Below are 24,479 nucleotides of genomic sequence, written 5' to 3'. Positions count from 1 at the left end.
ACGGTCTCCGGCGGTCAGCTTATATAGGTGTAGTGGTTATGAAACGTGTAGGTCTGATCGGTTGGCGTGGCATGGTCGGTTCCGTGCTGATGCAACGCATGCTGGAAGAGCAGGATTTCGACTTGATCGAACCGGTATTCTTCACCACCTCCAATGTTGGCGGTCAAGGCCCGGCGATTGGCAAGGAAACGGCTGCGCTAAAAGATGCCTACAGCATTGACGAGCTGAAAAGCCTCGACGTGATCCTGACCTGTCAGGGTGGCGACTACACCAATGAGGTCTTCCCCAAGCTGCGCGAAGCCGGTTGGCAGGGCTACTGGATCGATGCGGCGTCGTCGTTGCGCATGAGCGACAGCTCGGTGATCGTGCTAGATCCGGTCAACCGTAAGGTGATCGATCAGCAGCTCGATGCCGGTACCAAGGATTACATCGGCGGCAACTGCACCGTCAGCTTGATGCTGATGGCGTTGGGCGGTTTATACGAAGCCGGGCTGGTCGAGTGGATGAGCGCCATGACCTATCAGGCTGCGAGCGGCGCTGGCGCACAGAATATGCGCGAATTGATCAAGCAGATGGGCGCGATTCACGGTTCGGTTGCTGATGAGTTGGCTGACCCGGCCAGCGCCATCCTCGACATCGATCGCAAAGTTGCCGAGGCCATGCGCGGCGATGCCTTCCCGGTCGACAACTTTGGCGTGCCGCTGGCCGGCAGCCTGATTCCTTATATCGACAAGGAGCTGCCGAATGGGCAGAGCCGTGAAGAGTGGAAAGCTCAGGCAGAAACCAACAAGATTCTTGGTCGCTTCAAGAACCCGATCCCGGTCGATGGGCTGTGCGTGCGCATCGGCGCGATGCGTTGCCACAGCCAGGCGCTGACCATCAAGCTGAATAAAGACGTGCCGCTGTCGGACATTGAAGGTTTGATCAGTCAGCACAATCCGTGGGTCAAATTGGTACCGAACCAGCGTGAAGCGAGCATTCGTGATCTAGGCCCGACTGCCGTGACGGGCACCCTGAGCGTGCCGGTCGGTCGCCTACGTAAGCTCAATATGGGTTCGCAGTACTTGGGTGCATTTACCGTTGGCGACCAGTTGCTGTGGGGCGCTGCCGAGCCGCTGCGGCGCATGCTGCGTATCCTGCTGGAGCGTTAATAGCGCAGCGCTGAGGCGTTATTGCGTAATAAATGAGGAGCGGGCTGCAGGGTGTTCGAGTCAAATCGAATGCTCAGCAGTCCGCTCCTTTGCATTTGTTAGGCCCGGCTATACAGTGCTGGGCTTATTTCTGCGAGCCTTGCCATGACCCGTACCTTTGATATTGCCGTAATTGGCGCCACCGGAAGCGTTGGCGAAGCCCTGGTGCAATTGCTGGAGGAGCGCGAATTCCCCGTGGCCAATTTGCACGTGATCGCCAGTGGCGAGTCTGCGGGAAGTTCTGTGCCTTATAAGGGTAAGAACCTGCGGGTAAAAGACCTGGAGACCTTTGATTTCTCCAGCGTGCGCTTGGCGTTCTTTGCGGCGGGTAGCAAGGTCACGCAGAAGTACGCGCTGCAGGCGGGTGCTGCAGGCTGTGCGGTTATTGATTTGGCCAGTGGCTTGCCGGTCGCACAGGCGCCGCGGGTAGTGCCTGAGGCCAATGCGCAGGTGCTGGCCGCTGTGGCTTCACCTTACGTATTGACCAGCCCAAGTGCGCCGGCTGTTGCGTTGGCAACTGTGCTGGCGGCTTTACCTGAGCAGATTAAGATTCGTCGCCTCACGGTGACTGCTTGTTTGGCCGTATCCAGTCGCGGTCGTGAAGGTATCGCTGAGTTGGCGCGGCAAACTGCGGAATTGCTAAATGGGCGCTCGCTTGAACCTCGTCTGTTTGATCGGCAAATGGCGTTCAATGTGTTGGCCCAGGTAGAGCAGACCGACAGTGAGGGGCACTCCAGGCTGGAGCGGCAGATTGCTGCTGAGATCCAAGAGCTGCTGGTCATCCCGACGGTGCATGTGTCTGTGACCTGTATTCAGGTTCCCGTGTTTTTTGGCGACAGTTTGAGTGTCTCGCTTCAGGCTGAATCGAGTATCGACATCAAGCAGGTCTATGCCGCGTTGGATAGTGCGACGGCAGTGGAGTTGGTGGAGTTGGATGATTATCCAACAGTGGTTGGCGACGCGGTGGGTCAGGATGTTGTCTACGTGGGTCGAGTACGCGCCGGTTTGGATGACCCTGCTGAACTCAATTTGTGGATTGCGTCTGATAATGTGAGAAAAGGCGCGGCCCTGAATGCTGTGCAATTGGCCGAGTTGTTGATAAAACACTATCTGTAAAAGATACTTAGCTAGAAATTTGAAGAATCTTTCGAGCTTGGCAATACTGGCTGAGTTAATTGCTGAATGGGGTTGCGCCTTAGGGCGTGATAGGCAGCAATTTTCAAGATCCTCTCGCTGGTCGAGAAAAAAAGATAAAACAAGGGATAACGCTATGGTTCGGGTTCGCAAACTGGTGCTGGCAATCGCAGCTGCTTCGGCGCTGTCATCCGGTATGGCGCAGGCGTTGGGGCTGGGTGAAGTCACTCTGCAGTCAGCGCTAAATCAACCGTTGGTGGCTGAGATTGAGTTACTAGAAGTGCGTGACCTGGCTTCTAATGAACTATTGCCGACCCTGGCGTCCCCTGAAGCATTCACCAAGGCAGGTGTGGATCGTCAGTATTTTCTGACGGATCTGAAGTTCACGCCGGTAATCAAGCCCAATGGCAAAAGCGTTATTCGGGTAACCTCAAGCAAGCCCATGCGCGAGCCCTACCTGAACTTCCTGGTAGAGGTGCTCTGGCCTAATGGCCGCTTACTGCGTGAGTACACCCTGCTGCTTGATCCCCCGCTTTATACCCCGCAAAGCGTTACTCCTGCTGTTGCACGGTTACCTGTAGCTGCAGCGGCTCCGGCACCTCGCATACAAACTCCGACACCGCGCCCCACCAATGCGGCGGCTAAATCCGTCTCTCCGGTTGCTCCTGTTGCTCCTGCAGTCCAAGTAGCGTCAACTGCAAAGCCGTTAGACGGTAATCAATACAAAACCACTGCCAATGACACGCTCTGGGAGATTGCCCAGCGTGCACGTGCCGGTGGCAGCGTGCATCAAGCCATGCTGGCAATCCAAGATTTGAATCCAGATGCTTTTATCGGTGGCAACATCAACCGCCTGAAAAGCGGTCAGGTACTGCGCCTACCGGATGAACAGCAAGTTATGAAGCGTGCTCAGGGCGAAGCTATCGCTCAGGTGACCGAGCAAAATACAGCTTGGCGTGAAGGTCGCAGTGTCACTGCGAGCGCCCGCCAGCTGGATGCCACGAAGCGTACCAGTGCCGCCGCTGCTCCGGCCAAGGTCGAAGTCGGTGATAGCCTGAAACTGGTTGCAGCTGATAGCGGTAAAGCGACTGCAGGCAGCGACAAAGGTGCAGCAGACACCAAAGCATTAAATGATAAGTTGGCCGTGACCCAGGAAAGCCTGGATTCCAGTCGTCGTGAGAACGATGAGCTGAAAGGCCGCATGACTGACCTGCAGAGCCAGCTCGATAAGCTGCAGCGTCTGATTCAGTTGAAAGATGACCAGATGGCTAAGTTGCAGGCGGATCTGGCCGTGCAGGGGCAAGCCCCTGCTCCAGTTGTTGCGCCTGTAGGCCCAGAAACACCAGTAGCAGTTGAAGTGCCGGCAGCTCCTGCAGAGCCTGCTCCGGAGGCCGAGCCGCAAGAGCCTAATGATACGACTCCCGTAGTGCCTGCTGCCACGGCTGAAACCGATTTTAATTACAGTGAAGAGCCTGCAGCATCAGCCGAGCCCGTTGCCCCGGTAGAGGTGCCCGCGCCTGTTGCCGCACCTGTGCCTGCTCCAGTCGCACCGGTTGTCGAAGCGCCGGTGGTTGCCGAGCCGCAAGCTGAAGGCTCCCTTGATGATTTGCTAGCCAATCCTATGTTGCTGGGCGCCGCAGGCGGTGGTGCGCTGCTGCTATTACTGATAGCGCTGATGATGTTGTCGCGCCGTAATGCACTGAAGGAAACGCAATTGCAGGAAAATCTGGCTACTGATGACGACTCGTCCGATTTAGGTGCTGGCCTGGATCTGCCGGATGATAGTTTTGCAGGCTTGGCTGAAGACCTGGATGGTCAGCAAAGCGATCTGCCGAATGAAGAGCGTGTTACCGCGCAAACGGGTGATGCGCTTGGTGAGGCAGATATCTATATCGCGTATGGCCGTTTCCCTCAGGCCGCTGAGCTGTTGCAAGGGGCTGTCAATGATGAGCCGCAGCGCAGTGACCTGCGCCTGAAGTTGATGGAGGTTTACGCTGAGATGGGTGACCGTAATGGTTTCGCTCGTCAGGAAAGTGAACTGCGCGAGATTGGCGGCAGCGCCGCTGAGCTCGATCAAATCAATGCCCGCTACCCAACCATGGCCGTTGCTGCCAGTGCTGGGTTTGCTGCGGCGGCAGCTGCCGAAGAAAGTCTGGATAGCTTCAGCCTGGACGATCTGGCTTTCAACGAGCCGAGCCCTAAACCTGCTGCTGACAATCAGGATGATGCATTCGATCTCAGCTTAGATGATCTTGAAGCTGAGTTGGATCGTGATCTGCAGGCCGCTGGTAATAATGCTTCTCTAGACGACTTGGATAGCTTGTCGTTCGACAGCGATTTGGATTTCAGCTCTCCGGATGCGCGGACTGATAACAAAGCTGATGATCTGGACTTTGGTCTGAACCTTGCTGATAGCAACGATGGCGGTCTCGATTTAGGTGCGGACTTGGCTGATTTCAGTCTGGATCTGGATGCTCCAGCCAAGCCCACCGCGGCCGCTGAAGATGATTTCCTGCTCAGTTTGGATGACGAACCGCTTTCTACTTCAGCTGTTACTGAGCCAGGCTTTGATCTGCCAGGAGAAGAAGCGGAGGGCGATTTCGATCTTTCGGCAGACTTCGATCTGTCACTGAATGAAGAAGCGCCTACTCAACCGTCTAGCGACAGTTTTGCGGCTCAATTGGATGAGGTCAGCGCTGAGTTGGATTTGATGTCTGATGATCTGCAACAGTCCGCTGAGTTGGATGTGCCGGCAAGTACTGCTCCTACCAGTGCCGCGCTGGATGACGACGATGACTTCGATTTCCTCTCGGGTACCGATGAGACCGCCACTAAGCTTGATCTGGCTCGCGCCTACATCGATATGGGCGATACTGAAGGTGCTCGTGACATCCTCGATGAAGTCATTACTGAAGGTAACGACGGTCAGCAACAGGAAGCCCGTGAGCTGATCGCTAACTTGGTTTGATACATGTCTGACAGTTCTACTACAACGGCAGCCGACTCGGCTGCCGTTGGCGTTTTCAAGATAGCCTTAGGGGTTGAGTACAAAGGTTCGCGCTATCGTGGTTTTCAGCGCCAGCGTGCCGGTGTGCCTTCAATCCAAGAGTCGCTGGAAAAAGCCCTGAGCAAAGTCGCAGGCGGTGTTGCAGTTACGTTGAGCTGCGCAGGGCGCACCGATGCGTTGGTTCATGCCAGTGCTCAGGTGGTGCATTTCAATACGCCGGTTGATCGCTCAATGCATGCCTGGGTGATGGGCGCGAATATGAACTTGCCCGGTGATATCAGTGTGACGTGGGCCAAGTCGATGCCGGCGCACTTCGATGCACGTTTTTGTGCTCAAGCGCGGCGCTACCGTTATGTGATTTATAACGACCAGATCCGCCCGGCGCATATGGCAGAAGAGGTGACTTGGAATCATCGTCCACTGGACATTGAGCGCATGCGTGAGGCTGCCCAGGCATTTATAGGCACCCATGACTTCAGTGCTTTCCGTGCGCGTCAGTGCCAGGCTAAATCGCCGGTCAAGACGGTGCATCACCTGGAGGTGCTCCAGCACGGACGGTTTATCGTGCTGGATATACGTGCCAATGCCTTCCTGCATCACATGGTGCGCAATCTCGCCGGGGTACTGATGGCCATTGGCACAGGCGAGCGCCCGGTTGAGTGGGCGCGGGAAGTACTGGAAACCCGCGTGCGCCGTACCGGTGGGGTGACTGCGCATCCTTATGGGTTGTATTTGGTGCAGGTCGACTATCCGCAGGAGTTCGACTTGCCCAAGCGCTATCTTGGCCCGCACTTTCTCTCTGGCTTAGCGGATGTTGCGGCTGACGCATGAAAGGCTATTTGCTAGCATCCAGCTCTCACTGAATTAACCGAGGTCATCCTGTTGTCAGTCGTTCGCAGCAAGATTTGTGGCATTACCCGCATAGAGGATGCATTGGCGGCTGTTGAGGCGGGTGCGGATGCTATTGGGCTGGTGTTCTATGCCAAGAGCCCGCGAGCTGTCACGGTGCAGCAGGCGCGCGCGATCATTAGCGCCTTACCGCCGTTTGTGACCACGGTGGGCTTATTCGTCGATGCCAGTCGCTGTGAGTTGGGTGAAATTCTCGATGCGGTACCGCTTGATTTGCTGCAGTTCCATGGCGATGAGAGTCCAGCTGCTTGCGATGATTACCACCGTCCTTATATCAAAGCGCTGCGGGTTAAGCCGGGTGATGATATCGCGGCCCAGGTTGCGCTCTACAAGAATGCCAGTGGTGTATTGCTGGATACCTATGTGCCAGGTATTCCGGGCGGTACAGGTGAGGCATTTGATTGGTCGCTGGTGCCTGAAAGCTTAAGCAAGCCAGTTATTCTGGCCGGCGGTCTAACGGCTGAGAACGTTGCGCAGGCCATCGCGCGGGTACGTCCTTATGCGGTTGACGTCAGTGGCGGCGTAGAAACGGCTAAAGGCATCAAGGACGCGCAAAAGATTCGGGCTTTTATGCAAGCGGTAAAGGCTGTTTGAGCAGGACTGGGTTGATGTGACGGCGTCGCGGCCTTGGCCGTCCATAACCCTGTTGCAGGTTATATGAACGCTGCAGGCGGTCGTTCGAGGATGGCGGGTGTGTAAGTGCTGCCATAGTGGCAATGCACCGGCCCCTGAACGGCTGTACTCATGAATTTTTCCGGATAGGCCTGGTCGCATAGAGCGCAGCCCGCCCGGTTAACCGCTGTGGAGAATCAAGAGCATGAGCAACTGGTTGGTAGACAAACTCATCCCATCGATCATGCGTTCCGAGGTCAAGAAGAGTTCGGTGCCCGAGGGCCTGTGGCATAAGTGCCCGTCCTGCGACTCAGTGCTGTATAAGCCCGAGCTGGAAAAGACCCTGGATGTTTGCCCTAAGTGTAATCATCACATGCGTATCAATGCCCGTGCGCGCCTGGATATTTTCCTGGATGCAGAGGGGCGCGAAGAGCTCGGCGCTGAGCTTGAGCCAGTCGATCGTTTGAAGTTTCGTGATAGCAAAAAGTATAAGGATCGCATCGTAGGCGCGCAAAAGCAGACTGGCGAGAAAGATGCTTTGGTGGCCATTCGCGGCACCCTAGAGGGCATGCCGATCGTGACCTGCGCTTTCGAGTTCTCCTTTATGGGTGGTTCGATGGGCGCCATTGTTGGCGAGCGCTTTGTGCGTGCCGCCAATGCGGCGCTGGAACAGCGCTGCCCGTTAGTGTGTTTCTCCGCATCTGGCGGTGCGCGTATGCAGGAAGCCCTGATCTCACTGATGCAGATGGCCAAAACCTCGGCTGTACTGGCGCGTTTACGTGAAGAGGGTATTCCGTTTGTCTCGGTCTTGACCGACCCAGTGTATGGCGGCGTCTCCGCCAGTTTGGCCATGCTTGGCGATGTGATTGTCGCCGAGCCCCGAGCGTTGATCGGCTTTGCCGGCCCGCGTGTGATCGAGCAAACCGTGCGTGAGAAATTACCGGAAGGTTTCCAGCGCAGTGAGTTCCTGCTGGAGCACGGTGCCATCGACATGATTATTCATCGCGCGGAACTGCGTCCGCGCTTAGCGCGCCTACTGGCGCAGTTCATGGGTCTGCCTTCACCTGTCTCGTTGCCGGTAACGGCATGACCGAGCGCTCCCTTGCCGATTGGCTGAGCTATCTAGAGCAACTGCACCCAAGTGCCATCGACATGGGCTTGGAACGCTCTCGCCTGGTGCTGCAGCGTCTGGGCTTGGATAAGTTGGCCCCGCGGGTGATTACCGTCACCGGGACCAATGGCAAGGGCTCGACCTGTGCATTTATCGCCGCGCTGTTGCAAGGGCAAGGGCTCAAGGTCGGTGTTTACAGCTCGCCGCATCTGTTGCGTTATAACGAGCGAGTACAAGTTGCGGGTGTAGAAGCCAGCGATGTGATGCTCTGCGAAGCGTTCGCGGTGGTCGAAGCTGCACGCGGTGAAACCTCGCTGACCTACTTTGAAATGGGCACTCTCGCGGCATTCTGGCTGTTTCAGCAAGCGGGCCTGGATGCCTTGGTGCTAGAAGTCGGCCTGGGTGGCCGACTGGATGCGGTGAATTTGCTAGATGCCGACATCGCAGTGGTTACGAGCATCGGCATCGATCATACCGACTGGTTAGGTGATAGCCGCGAGTCGGTCGCCTTTGAGAAGGCTGGCATCTTCCGTACGGGTAAACCTGCTTTGTGCGGTGACCTCGAACCGCCGCAGTCCATGCTCGACCAAGTGGCGTTGCTCGATGTCCCGTTCTTCCTGCGTGGTCGTGATTATGATCTGACCATCAATACGCATGGCTGGTCCTGGAGCGGCCTCAACCATCGAGACGAAATGCTCAGTCTGCAGCATTTACCGCTGCTCGAGTTGCCCATGGAAAATGCTGCTTTAGCCTTGCAGGCCTATGCACTCATGCAGTTGCCTTGGCAGCCTGAGTCGATACGTCAGGCGTTGCAGCAGACCCGCTTGATTGGGCGGCTGGACCGCAGAGTGCTGAATTGGCGCGGCAAGGCACTCACGCTGCTGCTCGATGTTGGGCATAATCCTCACGCTAGCGAATATCTCGCGCTACGGCTGGCTAAACAGGCATTGCCAGGTAAGCGTTTGGCCGTGTTCGGTTTGTTGGCCGACAAGGACCTACCCGGTGTGGTGGCGCCTTTGTTGAGTGAGGTGGACAGTTGGGCGGTGGCGACATTGCCGGTCAGTCGCACGCGAACCGCGGTCGAGCTAGAAGCACATTTGCACAGCAGCGGGGCGCGAGTGGCTGCCTATGCAAGTGTGCAAGCGGCGCTCGAGGCTCAGTGTGAGCAGGCTGCGGATGGCGACGAAGTGCTGCTGTTTGGATCTTTTTATTGCGTGGCCGAGGCCTTGGATTGGCTGGGCCGCCAAGCCAATGGGGGCGTGCAGGATGGCTTTGCTGGATAAGGGATTGAAGCAGCGCATGGTCGGTGCGCTGGTGTTGCTGGCGTTGGCAGTGATTTTTTTGCCCATGCTGCTGTCGCGTGAAGATGAGTCGCAACGGGTTCAGGTCGATGCGCCGGCCATGCCAGCGGCCCCTGAGGTGCCTGAAGTTGAATTGCAGCCGGTAGCCGTGCCGGAGCTACAGTTATTGCCTGATGAGCCGATTGGGGTGCAAACAACGCAGAGTCTAGAGCCAGTGGATTCGGTTGAGCCTCCAGCCACTTCAGTTGCTCCTGCATCGTCCGGAGCAGCGGCTAAGCCGGAAGCAGTGCCGCCTCAGGCTGTAACCAGCAAGCTGGATGCCAACAGCTTGCCGATCAGCTGGTCGGTGCAGTTGGCGAGCCTGTCCAGTGGTGATGGCGCGCAAAAGCTGCAGAAAACCTTGCGCAGCCAGGGCTACAACGCCTACATACGCACCTTTGATGGTATGAATCGAGTGTTTGTTGGGCCGCTGATCGAGCGTGCCGAGGCAGACCGCCTGCGTGATCAGCTCAATCGTCAGCACAAGCTCAATGGCTTTGTGGTGCGTTTTCAGCCTGAGGCGAGCTGATCCGCTGGCTTAGTGGTCTTCGTCAAACCCAGGTGCCGGGGCTGTCGAGAGGCCGGTCGGGCATTTCAGCAGTTGGCAAATCCTTTGTTTACTCCCCGCACAGGTGCTCTGCTAAAATGCAGCGCCTTTCTCGTCGGTAACCTGCATCGTGATATTCACTTGGGTCGATTGGGCAATTATCGCCGTTGTCGCCGTTTCAAGCCTGATCAGTCTGAGCCGAGGTTTCGTTAAAGAAGCCCTTTCGCTGCTGACCTGGATCATTGCCGGCGTTGTCGCCTGGATGTTTGGTGGCGCGCTGTCGCAGCACCTGGTGGATTTTATCGAGACCCCTTCAGCTCGCGTGATTGCAGGTTGCGCCATTCTGTTTGTGGTCACGCTGTTGGTCGGCGCCCTGATCAATTATTTGATTGGTGAGTTGATCCGGGTGACCGGATTGTCGGGCACTGATCGTTTTCTCGGCATGGTCTTCGGCGCTGCGCGCGGTGGCCTGCTGGTGGTGGTACTGGTTGGCCTGATCAGCCTAGCCCCAGTTCAACAAGACAGTTGGTGGCAGCAATCAGCACTTTTGCCACATTTCTTGATGGTTGCCGACTGGTCGAAAAATCTAATTTTAGGTCTCTCCAGTCAGTGGCTTGCCAGCGGCGTGAGTGCGCCGGTGGAGTTACCGTTTAAAGAGGCACTGCTGCAGTCAAAACTGCCGTAAGTGCATGCACAATCATCCTGTTTCATTGAGTAGGGGTTGCGTCACATGTGTGGCATTGTCGGTATCGTCGGTAAATCGAACGTCAATCAGGCGCTGTATGACGGTCTGACCGTCCTCCAGCACCGCGGCCAGGATGCTGCCGGTATTGTTACCAGCCATGAAGGCCGCTTGTTCCTGCGTAAGGACAATGGCTTGGTACGTGACGTGTTTCAGCAGCGTCACATGCAGCGCCTGGTCGGCCATATGGGCATTGGTCATGTGCGCTACCCAACTGCGGGCAGTTCCAGCTCAGCCGAGGCGCAGCCGTTTTATGTCAATTCTCCCTACGGCATCACCCTGGCTCACAACGGCAACCTGACTAACGTCGAACAGTTGGCCAAGGAAATTTACGAATCCGACCTTCGCCACGTAAACACCAATTCCGATTCGGAAGTGCTGCTCAACGTCTTCGCTCACGAACTGGCTCAGCGCGGCAAGTTGCAGCCCACCGAAGAAGATGTATTCGCCGCTGTGACTGACGTACACGAGCGCTGCGTCGGTGGTTATGCCGTGGTGGCGATGATCACCGGCTACGGCATTGTTGGTTTTCGCGATCCTAACGGCATTCGTCCGATCGTCTTCGGTCAGCGTCACACAGACGAAGGCGTTGAATACATGATCGCCTCGGAAAGCGTCTCGCTGGACGTGCTGGGCTTTACCCTGATTCGCGATCTTGCGCCGGGTGAAGCGGTGTACATCACCGAAGACGGAAGGCTCTACACCCGTCAGTGCGCCACTAACCCTAAGTATTCGCCGTGCATTTTCGAACACGTCTACCTGGCCCGCCCTGACTCGATCATGGATGGCGTATCGGTCTACAAGGCGCGCCTGCGTATGGGCGAGAAGCTTGCCGAGAAGATTCTGCGCGAGCGCCCAGAACATGACATTGATGTGGTGATCCCCATACCGGATACCAGCCGCACGGCGGCACTGGAACTGGCTAACCACCTCGGTGTGAAGTTCCGCGAAGGCTTTGTGAAGAACCGCTATATCGGTCGTACCTTCATCATGCCAGGGCAGGCTGCGCGTAAAAAATCTGTGCGGCAGAAGCTTAATGCGATCGAGTTGGAGTTCCGTGGCAAAAACGTGATGCTGGTCGACGACTCCATCGTGCGTGGCACCACCTGCAAGCAAATCATCCAGATGGCCCGTGAAGCTGGGGCGAAAAATGTGTATTTCTGCTCGGCCGCACCGGCGGTGCGATACCCGAACGTGTATGGCATCGACATGCCTAGCGCCCACGAACTGATTGCGCACAACCGCAGCACCGAAGAGGTCGCTGCGCTGATCGGTGCCGATTGGCTGATCTACCAAGACCTGGCTGACCTGATCGAAGCCGTCGGTGGTGGCAAGGTGAAGATCGAGAATTTTGATTGCGCGGTGTTTGATGGCAAGTATGTCACTGGCGATGTTGACGAGACTTACCTGAACAAGATCGAGCAGGCCCGTAACGACATGTCGAAGGTGTCGTCCCAGGCGGTCAGCGCAATTATCGGCCTGTACAACGACTAATTACGCTGCCCAGCCTGCTAAAGCAGGCTGGGTGAGGGGATGCTAATGACGATTGAATGGCAGGCCGGGCGTTTAGACAGCGATCTTGAAGGCGTTGGTTTCGACACATTGGCAGTGCGTGCTGGGCAACACCGCTCGCCGGAAGGTGAGCACAGTGAGGCGATTTACCCGACCTCCAGTTATGTTTTTCGCACTGCCGCCGATGCCGCGGCGCGCTTTGCCGGGGAAGTGCCGGGTAATGTCTATTCGCGCTACACCAATCCGACCGTACGTGCGTTTGAAGAGCGCATTGCGGCGTTGGAAGGGGCGGAGCAGGCGGTGGCCACTTCATCCGGTATGTCGGCGATTTTGGCCATGGTCATGAGCCTGTGTAGCGCGGGCGATCATGTGTTGGTGTCGCGTAGCGTATTCGGCTCGACCATCAGCCTGTTCGAAAAATACCTCAAGCGCTTTGGTGTGCAGGTCGATTATGTGCCGCTGGCAGATCTCGACGCTTGGGCGGCGGCTTGCAAACCCAACACCAAACTGCTGTTTGTCGAGTCGCCGTCCAACCCTTTGGCTGAACTGGTGGATATCGCCGCCTTGGCGGAAATTGCTCATGCTAAAGGTGCGCTACTGGCGGTGGACAACTGTTTCTGTACACCTGCATTGCAGCAACCCCTCAAGTTCGGGGCTGATATCGTCATGCATTCAGCCACCAAGTACATCGATGGGCAAGGCCGCAGCATGGGTGGTGTACTGGCCGGCAGTACCAAACTGATGACTGAAGCGGTCGGCTTTTTGCGTACAGCCGGGCCGACCCTGAGCCCGTTCAACGCCTGGATCTTCCTCAAAGGCTTGGAAACGCTGCGCATCCGCATGCAAGCGCATTGCGCCAGCGCTCTGCACTTGGCGCAATGGTTGCAGCAGCAGCCGGGCATCGAGCAGGTGCATTATTCCGGCCTGCCCAGCCACCCGCAGCATGAGCTGGCCAAGCGCCAACAGAGCGCTTTCGGTGCGGTGGTCAGCTTTGAAGTTAAAGGCGGCAAAGAGGCGGCCTGGCGTTTTATTGATGCCACGCGGGTGATTTCCATCACCACCAACCTCGGTGACACCAAGACCACCATCGCCCACCCGGCGACCACCTCCCATGGTCGGTTGAGCCCCGCTGAGCGGGCTAATGCGGGGATTCGCGATAACCTGATCCGTGTTGCGGTCGGCCTCGAAGATTTGGCTGACTTGCAGGCTGACTTGGCGCGCGGTCTGGCGGCGCTCTAGGCGCCTGGCTGCCCGTGCCGCGCTAGATGTTGATGGGCGTAAGCGTGGGCTGCTGGTGACGATATGCCCTCCACACGGCTGCTGTAGGTAATGCCTGCAGCGGCCCTCTGCTGTACAAGGAAGGCTATTCGCGTAGGTCAATGGCCTCGTGTTCGGCTTTATCAAACAACTGCACCGCATCACGTGGCAATACACCAGGGCGGTAGTCCTCACGCACATCGCCAAGCACGCGTATATCGCTGTATTTCTTCCCGGACAACGCCGCCATGCCGGCGGCATCGCGAATCACGGTTGGGCGCAGAAACACCATCAGGTTGCGCTTGATCCGGGTCTCCTTGGTTGAGCGGAACAGCCGTCCGAGCAGCGGAATATCACCGAGCAGCGGCACCTTCGAGTCGGCCTGGGTGACGTCATCCTGAATTAAGCCACCGAGCACAATCACCTGGCCGTTTTCAGCGAGGATGGTACTTTTGATCGAGCGCTTGTTGGTGATTAGGTCTACCGCATTCACCCCCTGGCTAGTGGGCGCGATGGAGGATATTTCCTGCTCTATTTCCAAGCGCAGGCTAGCGCCATCGTTGATATGCGGGGTGACTTTCAGGGTCACGCCGATGTCCTGGCGCTCGATGGTGGTGAAGGGGTTATCGGCACCCGATGCGCTGGTGGTAAACGAGCCAGTCTGGAAGGGCACGTTCTGCCCGACCAATATTTCTGCTTTTTGGTGGTCCAGAGTCAGCAGGCTTGGCGTCGACAGCAGGTTACTCTTGCTGTTGGCGGACAATGCGGTGACCAGCACGCCAAAGCTGTCGGTGCCTAAGCCGATAATCGCGCCGTCCGGCAGATTGCTCAGGGTGTTGTTATCAGTGCCGTTTTTGTTGTCTTGGATCGCCTGCAACACCCGGCCAACCGACAGTCCGGTGCCGCTGAAATTAGTACCGCCCAAGCCACCGCTGCCACCACGGGCATCCACGGCCCACTGCACCCCGAGGGCGTCGCTGATATCGCCAGAGACTTCGACAATCGCTGCTTCGACCATCACTTGTGCGCGCGGTACATCCAGTTGGCGCACAATGTCTTCCAAGGTAGCCACCACATCAGGCTCGGCCAGCAGTACCAGGGCGTTAAGGCTTTCATCAGCGCGGATCAGGACTGTTTGCGGCTTGCCGGTGGTTTCTCCGCCTGCTTCCGGTTTGAGCTTTTCAGAAATCTCCCCAAGGGTTTCTGCCATGCTTTTTGCATCGCCATGGCGCAGGCGAATAACGCGTGTGTTGGCCGAACGACTGGCTGGGCTATCCAACGATTTCGCCAAGGCCACCAGCTTGGCGCGTGCGCCCGGCGGGCCAAGCAGAATCAGGCGGTTAGTGCGACCGTCGGCAATCACCTGAGTGCCTGACGCGCCTTTGGCTTGGCCGCGATCGACAGCGCTGCGTAGCACTTCAGCAGTGTCCATGACCCAGGCATGCTGCAGATTCAGCACGCTGTAGTCGTTCTGGCCTTTCTGGTCGAGCTGGCGCAGCAGGTCTTCAATACGCTCAATATTGGCCGTGCGGTCGCTGATGATGATCGCATTGGCGCTGCTGACCGCGGCCAAATGGCCAAATTGCGGCACGAGGGGGCGGATCAGCGGAATCAGTTCGGTAGCTGAGCCGTGCTGGACTTGAATCAAGCGGGTCTCCAAGCGGTCCGGTGCATTGCGTCCGGCATCCGCGTCCGCCTTGGCCTCGGCGTTGGGCACGATGCGCGCCTGGTCGCCCTGGGTGATCACGCTGAAGCCGTGAGTGGCCATCACTGAGAGAAAAAGCTGATAGACCTCGCTCAGCGTAAGCGGGCTGTTGGATACAACGCTGACCTGGCCCTTGACCCGAGGGTCGATCACAAAAGTTTGCCCGCTGATCTGCGCCACCTGGTCGATAAACTCGCGGATATCGGCGCCCTTAAGGTTGATGGTCCAGCTTTCTTCCTGCTGGCTGGCGCTCGGGGCCACGGCTGTAACGGCAGCGCTCAATGGTAGCGAGCTACAAGTCAGACCGGCGGCCAGCAAAGCGAAGGTAAGGCGCGAGAGAGTCGGAGTCATCGTGTCAGTTGTTTTCCGTGGTCTGTTCGGTGGGTTCAGCAGTAGCGGGCAGGCTGCCGGAATCCAGCATCTGCTGGCGCAGTGCGTCCATGCGCTCGCGCAGTTGGCTCAGATCGTCGTCTTGCATATCGCTGAGCTGTTCAACTGGGTCGGTTATGACGCCTGGACTGCTGCTTTGCAGGCTGCCGGCAGCCGAGCTATGCAGAGGAAAGCTAAGTCGCTCTCGGCGACCCTGGCGCAGGATTTCGACGTGGTCAGCTGCTACCGCGTGCAAGCGCACGCCGCTGCTGATCTCACTGTCGATGTCATAGCGCTGAGCTGGGCTGCCTTCACTGCGGATGATCGCGCTGGAGCGTTGTGGGTCGGCATGCACAAAGCTGCCGAGCAAAGTCAGGCGTAAGTTGGTGTTTGGGGCAGGGCCATCGTTGGCGACGCTGTTGTTGCCGAACAGTTGAGCGATCTCGGAGCCCTGTGCCGTAGGCGGTATTAGGATTTCGCTGTTGTTGCTTGCGGCCACTGGCGCACGCAATAAACGCAACCAATCGGCGCTCTGCCAAGCCAGGCTGATGCTCATGGCAGCTACCAGCACGAAACCCACCAACGTGGTGGCGTGGCGCTGTAACCAGCGATGGGAGGCCGAAACGGGCAAGGGCGTCACTCCGGGACTTATTATTATGTGGCGTGGCTCGCGGGCAGATCATAGACACTTGCCAAGCATTTGGCAGCCCCCGCCTGGGGTAGTGTGCCGATTTGTTCAGTGTGCTAAAGATAGCGCATTGTTTTCATGTTATTTCTAGCTGCTTAACAACAATTAATTCATAGATCCCTAGCTTTTAGTCTTCGTTTGGCGTCGTTAGTGTTGCTCCGGGATACTGTGTTTAAGGTCTATTACGAATGAATGCGCTGCTGATAGAAGTGCCGGTAAAGCGTCTACCATTCGGCTTTACCAAGCGTCACGGTGTTGTGCTATTGAAAGTCGATGGTGTTCCAAACCTTGCTTATCGTCCAGGCGTCGACTTGGTTGCATTGGCCGAGGCGCAACGCTTCGCCGGTTCGCAAATGCCGCTTAAGGCACTCTCGTTGGAGGACTTTGAACTGGCGCTGAGTAAGGCTTATCAGCACGACTCAGCATCCATGCAGTTGGCCGAAGATTTGGGCGGGAGCCTGGATTTGGCCTCCTTAGCCGAGCAGGTGCCAGAAACCGAGGACCTGCTTGAGCAAGAAGACAACGCGCCGATTATCCGTTTGATCAACGCCATCCTTGGCGAAGCGATCAAGGAAAATGCTTCGGATATCCACCTGGAAACCTTTGAGAAACGCTTGGTCGTGCGCTTTCGCGTGGATGGCATTCTGCGTGAAGTGCTGGAGCCCAAGCGTGAGCTGGCGGCGCTGCTGGTCTCCAGAATCAAGGTGATGGCGCGCCTGGATATCGCCGAGAAGCGCGTTCCGCAGGACGGGCGGATCTCCCTGAAAGTCGGTGGTCGCGAGGTAGATGTGCGGGTCTCCACGCTGCCTTCGGCCAATGGCGAGCGGGTGGTGCTGCGTTTGCTCGACAAACAAGCAGGCCGTTTGAATTTGCAGCACCTGGGCATGAGTGCGCGCGACCGTGAGTTGATGGAAGCCACCGTGCGCAAGCCTCACGGCATTCTGCTGGTGACAGGACCCACCGGCTCGGGCAAGACCACCACGCTGTATGCCAGCCTGGTCAGCCTGAATGACCGCACGCGCAATATCCTCACCGTTGAAGACCCGATCGAATACCACCTCGAGGGCATCGGCCAGACCCAGGTCAACACTAAGGTCGACATGACCTTTGCCCGCGGTCTGCGCGCCATCTTGCGTCAGGACCCCGACGTGGTGATGGTCGGCGAGATTCGTGACAAGGAAACCGCCGAGATCGCCGTACAGGCCTCCTTAACCGGTCACCTGGTGCTGTCGACCTTGCACACCAACAGTGCAATTGGTGCGATTACCCGCTTGGTGGACATGGGCATTGAGCCGTTTCTGTTGGCGTCTTCCTTGCTCGGTGTATTGGCCCAGCGTCTGGTGCGGGTGCTCTGCCCGCATTGCAAACAGACCTACCGGGCGGATGAGGCCGAGTGCGCGCTGCTTGGTGTGGCTGCCGACGTTGCGCCGACGCTTTATCACGCGGGCGGTTGTGCTGAGTGCCATCAGCAGGGCTACCGTGGCCGTACCGGGATCTATGAGTTGGTGGTGTTTGATGAGCACCTGCGTACCTTGATTCACAGCGCCGCTTCCGAGCAGGAGATGGCCCGTCACGCCCGCAGCCTGGGCCCGAGTATTCGTGAGGATGGCCGGCGCAAGGTGTTGGAGGGGGTGACCACAGTTGCGGAAGTGCTGCGCGTGACTCGCGAAGAATGAGTGGGGACGAATAATGGCTGCCTTCGAATACCTCGCGCTCGATGGCAAAGGCCGCCAGCAGAAAGGTGTGCTGGAAGCCGATAGCGCCCGTCAGGTGCGGCAGATGCTGCGTGAGCGGCAACTGGCGCCTTTGGCTGTTAAAGCCACACGCACCCGGGAAAATGCCGGCGCAGGTAGCCATTTCAGTTTTTCTCGCGGTATTTCCGCTCGTGATCTGGCGTTGATTACCCGCCAGTTGGCGACCCTGGTACAGGCCGCGTTACCCATCGAGGAGGCCCTGCGCGCAGCAGCGGCGCAGGCTATTTCGCCGCGTATTCAGGGTATGTTGCTGGCGGTGCGGGCGCGGGTGCTGGAGGGGCATGACCTGGCCAGCAGCCTGAAGGAGTTTCCGTCGGCGTTTCCCGAGCTGTACCGCGCCACCGTGGCGGCCGGTGAGCATGCAGGGCACCTAGGGCCGGTGCTGGAGCAGTTGGCCGACTACACCGAGCAACGCCAGCAGTCGCGGCAGAAAATCCAGTTGGCGCTGCTCTATCCGCTAATCCTGATGTGCACCTCTTTGCTGATCGTCGGTTTTCTCCTCGGCTATGTGGTGCCAGATGTGGTGCGGGTATTTATTGACTCCGGACAAACCCTGCCGGCACTGACCCGTGGCCTGATTGCCTTGAGCGACTGGGTCAAAGGCTGGGGCTGGCTGGCGGTGATTATCCTGGTGTTGGGTGTATTGGCCTTGCGCTGGGCGGTGCGGGATGAGGCGATCAAGTCGCGCTGGCATGGTTTTTTGCTGCGCATCCCGCTGCTGGGGCGTTTGATTCGTGCGACTGACTGCGCGCGGTTTGCCTCGACCCTGGCGATACTGACCCGCAGTGGTGTGCCCTTGGTTGACGCCCTAGGGATTGGCGCACAGGTTATCGCTAACCGAGTGATCCGTGCGGATGTGGTCATCGCCGCGCAAAAAGTGCGTGAGGGCGGCAGCCTGACCCGCGCGCTCGAAGCCAGCGGGCAGTTTCCGCCGATGATGCTGCACATGATTGCCAGCGGTGAACGCTCCGGCGAATTGGACCAGATGCTGGCCCGCACGGCGCGTAATCAGGAAAACGATCTGACTGCCCAGGTAGCGTTACTGGTCGGCTTGTTTGAGCCTTTTATGCTGGTGTTTATGGGGGCGGTGGTGCTGGTGATCGTGCTGGCCATTCTGCTGCCGATTCTGTCTCTCAATCAGTTAGTGGGGTAAGCAGTGAGCAAGACACAGAAAGGTTTTACGCTGATCGAAATCATGGTGGTGGTGGTCATCCTGGGCATCCTGGCGGCTCTGGTTGTGCCGCAAGTGATGAGCCGGCCTGATCAGGCCAAGGTTACTGTCGCCAAGGGTGACATCAAGGCGGTGTCGGCTGCCCTGGACATGTACAAACTGGACAACCACGCCTACCCAAGCACCCAGCAGGGGCTTGAAGCGTTGGTAAAGAAGCCATCCGGCAGCCCGCAGCCGAAAAACTGGAACCGCGACGGTTACCTCAAACGCATGCCGGTCGATCCCTGGGGCAATGTTTATCAGTACCTGGCCCCCGGTACTAAGGGTGCTTTTGACCTCTATTCCCTGGGAGCGGATGGCAAGGATGGCGGTAGCGACCAGGATGCCGATATCGGTAACTGGGACCTCTGACCCGCATGTGCCAGCAACCAAATCGGCTTGGCGGCTTTACCCTGATCGAGCTGCTGGTGGTGCTGGTGATTCTCGGCAGCCTGATCGGTCTGGCGGTGCTCAGTGTGGGCATTGCCGGCCCAGGGCGTGAGCTGCACAACGAAGCCGAACGGCTGGCCGGATTGATCGGCGTGCTGGCTGAAGAGGCCGTACTGGACAATCAGGAATACGGTCTGTTGCTTGCTCGAGAGTCTTATCAAGCGCTGCGCTATGACCCGATCAAGCAGACCTGGCAAGCGCTGGGCATCAAGGCGCATGCATTGCCAGCCTGGGCCGAGTTGAGTGTTGAGCTGGAGGGTGCTGCGTTGGCGTTGCCGACATCTGCAGGCGATGCACCCGCTAAGGTGGGGCTGCTGCCACAGCTATTGCTGTTATCGAGCGGCGAGATCAGCCCATTTCGCCTGCGCTTGGCTGAGCGCCGTAGCAATGGTTTGCGCCTGCAACTGTCCAGCGATGGTTTCCGTTTGCCGGTGGTCGAAGTCCTGCAGCCAGCAGAGCGCAATCAATGAAACGCATGGGCGGTTTCACGTTATTGGAGGTGCTGGTGGCCTTGGCGATTTTCGCGCTGGTCGCCGCCAGTGTGCTGACCGCCACCGCCCGCAGCCTACAAATCGCCGCCCGCCTGGAGGATAAAACCCTAGCGATGTGGATTGCCGATAACCGCTTGAGTGAAATGCAGTTGGCGCGCGAGCCAGTGGCGGATGGTCGTGAGCAGGGTGAAGTAGCGTTTGCCGGGCGGCGCTGGCAATGGCAAAGCGAAGTCGAGGCGACCAGCGAGGCGGATATGCGCCGTGTCACGCTGTGGGTGGCACCGATGGCGCAGGATCGCTCCGCAGGCGGTGTGCGCGAGCGGGCCGCGGTCAGCCTAAATGGCTTTATCGGGGTGATGCGATGAGGGCGGTGCGCGGTTTCACCTTGCTTGAATTACTGATCGCCATCGCCATCTTCGCGCTGCTGGGGCTGGCTACTTACCGCATGCTTGACAGCGTGCTGCAAACCGACAAGGTCACCCGCAGTCATGAACTGCAGTTGCGTGAACTGGTGCGCGCCATGGCGGCGTTCGAGCGCGATGTGCTGCAGGTGCAGGCGAGACCTGTGCGTGACGCTTTTGGCGACTCGCGCGCCGCATTGATAGGCGACGGCCCCGAAAACCCGCTCTTGGAGTTGACGCGCAATGGCTGGCGCAACCCATTGGGGCAACCCCGTTCAAGCCTGCAGCGGGTGCGCTGGCAGCTCAGTGGTGAGCAATGGCAGCGGCGTTACTGGACAGTGCTGGATCAAGCTCAGGACAGCCAGCCGCAGATTCAGCAGGCGCTAGACGGTGTCATCCAGCTGCAACTGCGTTACCTGGACCAAGAGGGTATCTGGCAGAGCAATTGGCCGCCGCTAGACAAAAAGCCCGATGAGGCGCTCAAGCTTCTGCCGCAAGCCATTGAGCTGGTGCTGCAGCATCGCCGTTATGGCGAGTTGCGCCGACTACTGCGCCTGCCTGAAGGCTTGCCTGAGCGTCTGCAACAAGCACCGCAACAGAGTCCCCAGGGCTCTGCTGAATTAGCCGATGAAGCTCCCGCAGAGTCACAGCCATGAGCCAGCAGCGTGGTATGGCGTTGATCACCGTGTTGCTGGTGGTGGCCGTGGTTACGGTGGTCAGCGCTGGAATCATTGCGCGCCAGCAGTTATCGATCCGCAGCAGCGCCAATCAGTTGCACGTACGCCAGGCCTGGCATTACGCCCTGGGGGGCGAAACCTTGGCCAAAGCCATCCTGCAGCGCGACTTGCGCGAGGGTGACCCGCGGGCGCCGGTGGATCACCCAGGCGAGGCTTGGGCCACACCCCGCGCGCCTTTTGCCCTGGAAGAGGGCGGCGCGTTGCGGGTACAGATCAGCGATCCCAGTGGGCGCTTCAACCTCAACAGCCTGTTGCGCCAGGGTCAGCCCAACGAAGCGGCTGTGGCGCAATTTCGCCGCCTGCTGCTGGGGCTGCAGATCGAAGCACCCTACGCTGAGCGTCTGCTTGATTGGCTAGATGCCGACGATCAGCCTTCGGGCGGTTATGGCGCGGAAGACAACCAGTACCTGCTGGCGCAGCCTGCCTATCGCGCCGGTAACCGTGAATTGACTGATGTGTCGGAGGTGCGCCTGTTGCTGGAAATGACCGAAGCGGATTATCAGCGCTTGCAGCCGTATGTCAGCACCTTGCCAGCGGATGCTCCCCTTAATGTGAATACCGCCAGCGCGCGGGTGCTGGCCAGTTTGGCTGAGGGCCTATCGCTGAGCCGTGCGCAAAGCTTGGTCGCGGCGCGAGGCGGTGAAGGCTATCGCGATGTGTCGAGCTTTTTAGCGCAGCTCAATGGCCTACAGGTACAAAGTCAGGCGCTTGCCGTGGGCAGTGAGTATTTTCAGGTGCTCAGCGAAGTCAGTGTAGGTGAGCGCCGACAGGTTTTACGCAGCACTTTGCGGCGGGCCAACGATGCGCGGGTGTATGTTTTAGCACGTGATTTGGGGCAGGGCGGTATGCCGCTGGTGCCCGTTGAGGAAGTCCAACCATGAGTCAAACCTATGTGTTTCTACCGCCTGCTGCCTGCGTGGGTGCGCAGGCCGATCTGCCAGTGCAGCGAGTTGCCGGTGGGGTGAGCGATAGCCTGATGTTTAGCGATGCGCAGGCGCAGTGTGGTGGTAATTGGGTATTGGTCTTACCGGTTGAGGCGGTGACCTCCTGTGCGGTCAACCTGCCAACCCGCAAGGCGCGCTGGTTGCGCCAAGCCTTGCCGTTTGCCGTGGAAGAGTTGCTCGCCGAAGATGTCGAACTGATGCACTTGGCCCTGGGTGAACAGCTGGCCGATGGCCGTCATCGGGTGTTTGCCGTGCGCCGTAGCTGGCTGGCTGGCTGGTTGGCGCTATGTGTCACGCCGCCCCAGGCGATTGCGGTGGATGCTGATTTGTTACCAGGGCCAGGCTCTGCGCTCTTGCCGTTGCATGGGCGCTGGCTGTTGGGGGGCGAAAATGTTGCGCGGATGGCCGTGCAGGCGCAGAGCTGGCCGCAGCTGAGCCCCTTGTGCGCGCAGCCGCAGGTGGCGTGGTGCGGCCCTCAGCAGTCGCCGCTGCAACCTATTAATGAGGCTAAGGCAGTGGCGGAGCCTTTCGTTTGGCTGGCCCAGCAGCCGCTGCGCAATAACCTGGCGCAGGGCGAGTTCGCCGGGCAATCTGCCGGTGGCCAGTGGCAGCGCTGGCGGCCGTTGTTGGGGCTGGTAGGGCTGTGGCTGGTGCTGCAGTGGGGCTTTAATCTGGCGCAGGGCTGGCATCTGCAGCGTCAGGCCGACCAATACGCCAGTGCCAGCGCCGCGTTGTACAAGGAGTTGTTCCCGCAGGACAGCAAGCTGATCAACCTGCGTGCACAGTTTGATCAGCACCTGCAGGCCAGTGCGGGCGGGGGCCAAGCACGCCTGCTCGGCCTGCTTGCTCAAGTCAGCGGGGCGCTGGCAGCCGAGGGTAGGCAGGTGCAGATCAGTCAAGTGGATTTCAGCGAGGCGCGCGGTGATCTGGCCCTACAGGTTCAAGCGCCGGGTTTCGCCGAACTGGAGCGTTTGCGAGAGCGCTTAGAAGGCGGTGGTTTGGCGGTGCAGTTGGGTTCTGCCAGCCGTGAGGGCAGTGGTGTGAGCGCGCGCGTGGTGATTGGAGGATGAGCATGGTTCAGCAAGACAAAGGCTTTATCGCGCAGCTGAATAATGCCCAGTTGCTGCAGCGCTGGCGTGCGCTAGCGCCGCGTGAGCAGTTTTCGCTCGGCAGCCTGGGCGTATTTCTGCTGCTGGTGCTCTTGTACCTGACGCTTTGGCAACCCGCCCAGCAGCGCTTGGTCAGCGCGCGTAGCGCGTTTGAAACGCAGCGTGCGTTATATGTCTATCTGCAGGGTCAGGCGCCCGCGGCGCGCAATCTAGTCAGCCGTCCGCAGCAGGCTATTGATCCGGCCCGCCTGCAAGGCATGGTTACGGCTACGGCTGCGACGCGTGGGCTGACGATCGAGCGGCTCGACAATGCCGGCGATGGTGCCTTGCAGCTCAACCTGCAACCCGCTCCTTTTGCTCAGTTGCTGGGGTGGTTTGGCGTGCTGCAGGAGCAGGGCGTACACATTGCCGAAGCCGGGCTGGACCTGTCGGAAGATAACAAAGTGGCTGCTCGGTTAAGTCTGCGCATTACGCAGTAGCGGATCGCTCGGCGGCCTATTCGCGCAGGGCGCTGTTTGGCGTGTCGGGGAAGAGCAGTGTTTTTCCACTTTTTTAGAAAAACTTGAAGCAGGGTATTGACTTAGGTTCGGCCCTTGCGTAAATTTCGCCACCTCGCAAGGCCAAGGGTGATTAGCTCAGCTGGGAGAGCAGCTGCCTTACAAGCAGCGGGTCGGCGGTTCGATCCCGTCATCACCCACCACTTGCCGAGAAGTTTACCGGACGAAAGTCCACCGACGCGCAGCGGTAGTTCAGTCGGTTAGAATACCGGCCTGTCACGCCGGGGGTCGCGGGTTCGAGTCCCGTCCGCTGCGCCATATTTTCCAGTCTGAGTTCGCTCGGGCTGAGATGGAAAAGCCCTAGGGCTGATTCGTCAGATGAAGCAAGCGTTACATGGACGAAAGTCCACCGACATGCAGCGGTAGTTCAGTCGGTTAGAATACCGGCCTGTCACGCCGGGGGTCGCGGGTTCGAGTCCCGTCCGCTGCGCCATATAGGAAGCCCGCTGATAGCGATATCAGCGGGTTTTTTATTGCCTGCGATTTTTGCGCAGCGCTGAGGATTGCCGCGCGACAACCTGTCATCTTGTGTTCATCTTTCTCCTCTAGCTTGATTGGCATGCGCTGTGTAACTAAGCCGTCGCTGACGTATCGAGTGGGAGAACAGGCAATGGATGATTATCAAGAAGAGCTGCTAGAAGCCCGTGCCACTGAGCTGGATGTGCCGGCAGGTGACGAAGATGCCACTGAGCTCTAGTGGGTA

The 24,479-nt window shown here is 58.5% G+C and carries 23 protein-coding genes and 3 tRNA genes; 24 read left to right on the top strand and 2 right to left on the bottom strand.

What is annotated here, in order from left to right; genetic code table 11:
* Positions 1–38: 38 nt before the first annotated feature.
* From asd to BMZ32_RS13985, 11 genes are all read left to right on the top strand, one after another.
* Complete coding sequence (asd, locus tag BMZ32_RS14035; RefSeq protein ID WP_090243002.1) at positions 39–1,151, top strand: aspartate-semialdehyde dehydrogenase; 1,113 nt, start codon at positions 39–41, stop codon at positions 1,149–1,151.
* 144 nt (positions 1,152–1,295) lie between these two features.
* Entirely contained in the window at positions 1,296–2,306 is a 1,011-nt protein-coding gene (locus BMZ32_RS14030) for an aspartate-semialdehyde dehydrogenase (RefSeq protein ID WP_090243000.1), read from the top strand.
* Between the two features lie 154 nt (positions 2,307–2,460).
* The gene (locus BMZ32_RS14025; RefSeq protein ID WP_090242998.1) at positions 2,461–5,292 is read left to right on the top strand and encodes a motility hub landmark protein FimV; all 2,832 of its coding nucleotides are present in this window, start codon (positions 2,461–2,463) and stop codon (positions 5,290–5,292) included.
* Between the two features lie 3 nt (positions 5,293–5,295).
* Complete coding sequence (gene truA / locus BMZ32_RS14020) at positions 5,296–6,162, top strand: tRNA pseudouridine(38-40) synthase TruA (protein ID WP_090242996.1); 867 nt, start codon at positions 5,296–5,298, stop codon at positions 6,160–6,162.
* A gap of 51 nt (positions 6,163–6,213) precedes the next feature.
* The gene (locus tag BMZ32_RS14015; protein WP_090242995.1) at positions 6,214–6,834 is read left to right on the top strand and encodes a phosphoribosylanthranilate isomerase; all 621 of its coding nucleotides are present in this window, start codon (positions 6,214–6,216) and stop codon (positions 6,832–6,834) included.
* A gap of 223 nt (positions 6,835–7,057) precedes the next feature.
* A complete protein-coding gene (accD, locus tag BMZ32_RS14010) occupies positions 7,058–7,942 on the top strand; it encodes an acetyl-CoA carboxylase, carboxyltransferase subunit beta (protein WP_090242993.1) in 885 nt (294 codons plus the stop codon).
* Positions 7,939–9,246 carry a bifunctional tetrahydrofolate synthase/dihydrofolate synthase gene (gene folC / locus BMZ32_RS14005; RefSeq protein WP_090242991.1) on the top strand — a complete coding sequence of 436 codons (1,308 nt, stop codon included), beginning with the start codon at positions 7,939–7,941 and terminating at the stop codon, positions 9,244–9,246. Before accD ends, folC begins: the two co-directional genes overlap by 4 nt.
* The gene (locus BMZ32_RS14000) at positions 9,230–9,832 is read left to right on the top strand and encodes an SPOR domain-containing protein (RefSeq protein WP_090242989.1); all 603 of its coding nucleotides are present in this window, start codon (positions 9,230–9,232) and stop codon (positions 9,830–9,832) included. The genes folC and BMZ32_RS14000 overlap by 17 nt, the downstream gene beginning before the upstream one ends.
* Positions 9,833–9,980: 148 nt before the next feature.
* Positions 9,981–10,535: a CvpA family protein gene (locus BMZ32_RS13995; RefSeq protein WP_090242987.1), complete on the top strand. Its 555-nt coding sequence runs from the start codon at positions 9,981–9,983 to the stop codon at positions 10,533–10,535.
* A gap of 45 nt (positions 10,536–10,580) precedes the next feature.
* Complete coding sequence (gene purF / locus BMZ32_RS13990) at positions 10,581–12,086, top strand: amidophosphoribosyltransferase (protein WP_090242985.1); 1,506 nt, start codon at positions 10,581–10,583, stop codon at positions 12,084–12,086.
* Positions 12,087–12,131: 45 nt separating this feature from the next.
* Positions 12,132–13,343 (top strand): O-succinylhomoserine sulfhydrylase, encoded by a 1,212-nt coding sequence (locus BMZ32_RS13985; protein ID WP_090243078.1) that lies wholly within the window; start codon positions 12,132–12,134, stop codon positions 13,341–13,343.
* Between the two features lie 124 nt (positions 13,344–13,467).
* Here BMZ32_RS13985 and gspD read toward each other — a convergent pair whose 3' ends face one another.
* Both gspD and BMZ32_RS13975 read right to left on the bottom strand, forming a co-directional pair.
* Positions 13,468–15,417 (bottom strand): type II secretion system secretin GspD, encoded by a 1,950-nt coding sequence (gene gspD / locus BMZ32_RS13980; RefSeq protein WP_090242983.1) that lies wholly within the window; start codon positions 15,415–15,417, stop codon positions 13,468–13,470.
* A gap of 4 nt (positions 15,418–15,421) precedes the next feature.
* Positions 15,422–16,066 (bottom strand): type II secretion system protein N, encoded by a 645-nt coding sequence (locus tag BMZ32_RS13975; RefSeq protein WP_090242981.1) that lies wholly within the window; start codon positions 16,064–16,066, stop codon positions 15,422–15,424.
* 245 nt (positions 16,067–16,311) lie between these two features.
* On the opposite strand from BMZ32_RS13975, the gene gspE reads away from it, so the two are divergent.
* From gspE to BMZ32_RS19465, 13 genes are all read left to right on the top strand, one after another.
* A complete protein-coding gene (gspE, locus tag BMZ32_RS13970; protein ID WP_090242979.1) occupies positions 16,312–17,799 on the top strand; it encodes a type II secretion system ATPase GspE in 1,488 nt (495 codons plus the stop codon).
* Between the two features lie 13 nt (positions 17,800–17,812).
* Complete coding sequence (gene xcpS / locus BMZ32_RS13965; RefSeq protein ID WP_090242977.1) at positions 17,813–19,030, top strand: GspF family T2SS innner membrane protein variant XcpS; 1,218 nt, start codon at positions 17,813–17,815, stop codon at positions 19,028–19,030.
* 3 nt (positions 19,031–19,033) lie between these two features.
* A complete protein-coding gene (gene gspG, locus BMZ32_RS13960) occupies positions 19,034–19,459 on the top strand; it encodes a type II secretion system major pseudopilin GspG (RefSeq protein ID WP_090242975.1) in 426 nt (141 codons plus the stop codon).
* A 5-nt stretch (positions 19,460–19,464) separates the two neighbouring features.
* Complete coding sequence (gspH, locus tag BMZ32_RS13955; RefSeq protein WP_090242973.1) at positions 19,465–20,007, top strand: type II secretion system minor pseudopilin GspH; 543 nt, start codon at positions 19,465–19,467, stop codon at positions 20,005–20,007.
* Positions 20,004–20,393 carry a type II secretion system minor pseudopilin GspI gene (gspI, locus tag BMZ32_RS13950; RefSeq protein WP_090242971.1) on the top strand — a complete coding sequence of 130 codons (390 nt, stop codon included), beginning with the start codon at positions 20,004–20,006 and terminating at the stop codon, positions 20,391–20,393. The genes gspH and gspI overlap by 4 nt, the downstream gene beginning before the upstream one ends.
* Positions 20,390–21,085 carry a type II secretion system minor pseudopilin GspJ gene (gene gspJ, locus BMZ32_RS13945; protein WP_090242969.1) on the top strand — a complete coding sequence of 232 codons (696 nt, stop codon included), beginning with the start codon at positions 20,390–20,392 and terminating at the stop codon, positions 21,083–21,085. Before gspI ends, gspJ begins: the two co-directional genes overlap by 4 nt.
* Complete coding sequence (gene gspK / locus BMZ32_RS13940) at positions 21,082–22,047, top strand: type II secretion system minor pseudopilin GspK (protein ID WP_090242967.1); 966 nt, start codon at positions 21,082–21,084, stop codon at positions 22,045–22,047. The genes gspJ and gspK overlap by 4 nt, the downstream gene beginning before the upstream one ends.
* A complete protein-coding gene (gene gspL, locus BMZ32_RS13935; RefSeq protein ID WP_090242965.1) occupies positions 22,044–23,180 on the top strand; it encodes a type II secretion system protein GspL in 1,137 nt (378 codons plus the stop codon). Before gspK ends, gspL begins: the two co-directional genes overlap by 4 nt.
* A gap of 2 nt (positions 23,181–23,182) precedes the next feature.
* Positions 23,183–23,698: a type II secretion system protein M gene (locus BMZ32_RS13930; protein WP_090242963.1), complete on the top strand. Its 516-nt coding sequence runs from the start codon at positions 23,183–23,185 to the stop codon at positions 23,696–23,698.
* Between the two features lie 145 nt (positions 23,699–23,843).
* Positions 23,844–23,919: transfer RNA gene (locus BMZ32_RS13925), tRNA-Val, on the top strand.
* A 38-nt stretch (positions 23,920–23,957) separates the two neighbouring features.
* Positions 23,958–24,034, top strand: a tRNA-Asp gene (locus BMZ32_RS13920).
* 98 nt (positions 24,035–24,132) lie between these two features.
* Positions 24,133–24,209: transfer RNA gene (locus tag BMZ32_RS13915), tRNA-Asp, on the top strand.
* Between the two features lie 126 nt (positions 24,210–24,335).
* On the top strand, positions 24,336–24,473 hold the full coding sequence (locus tag BMZ32_RS19465; RefSeq protein ID WP_167376762.1) for a hypothetical protein: 138 nt from the start codon (positions 24,336–24,338) through the stop codon (positions 24,471–24,473).
* The last annotated feature ends 6 nt before the right edge of the window (positions 24,474–24,479 follow it).

Origin of the sequence: Pseudomonas guineae (assembly GCF_900113745.1) — a bacterium.
Lineage (GTDB): Bacteria > Pseudomonadota > Gammaproteobacteria > Pseudomonadales > Pseudomonadaceae > Aquipseudomonas > Aquipseudomonas guineae.
This window is presented reverse-complemented; position numbering and strand designations above follow the sequence as displayed.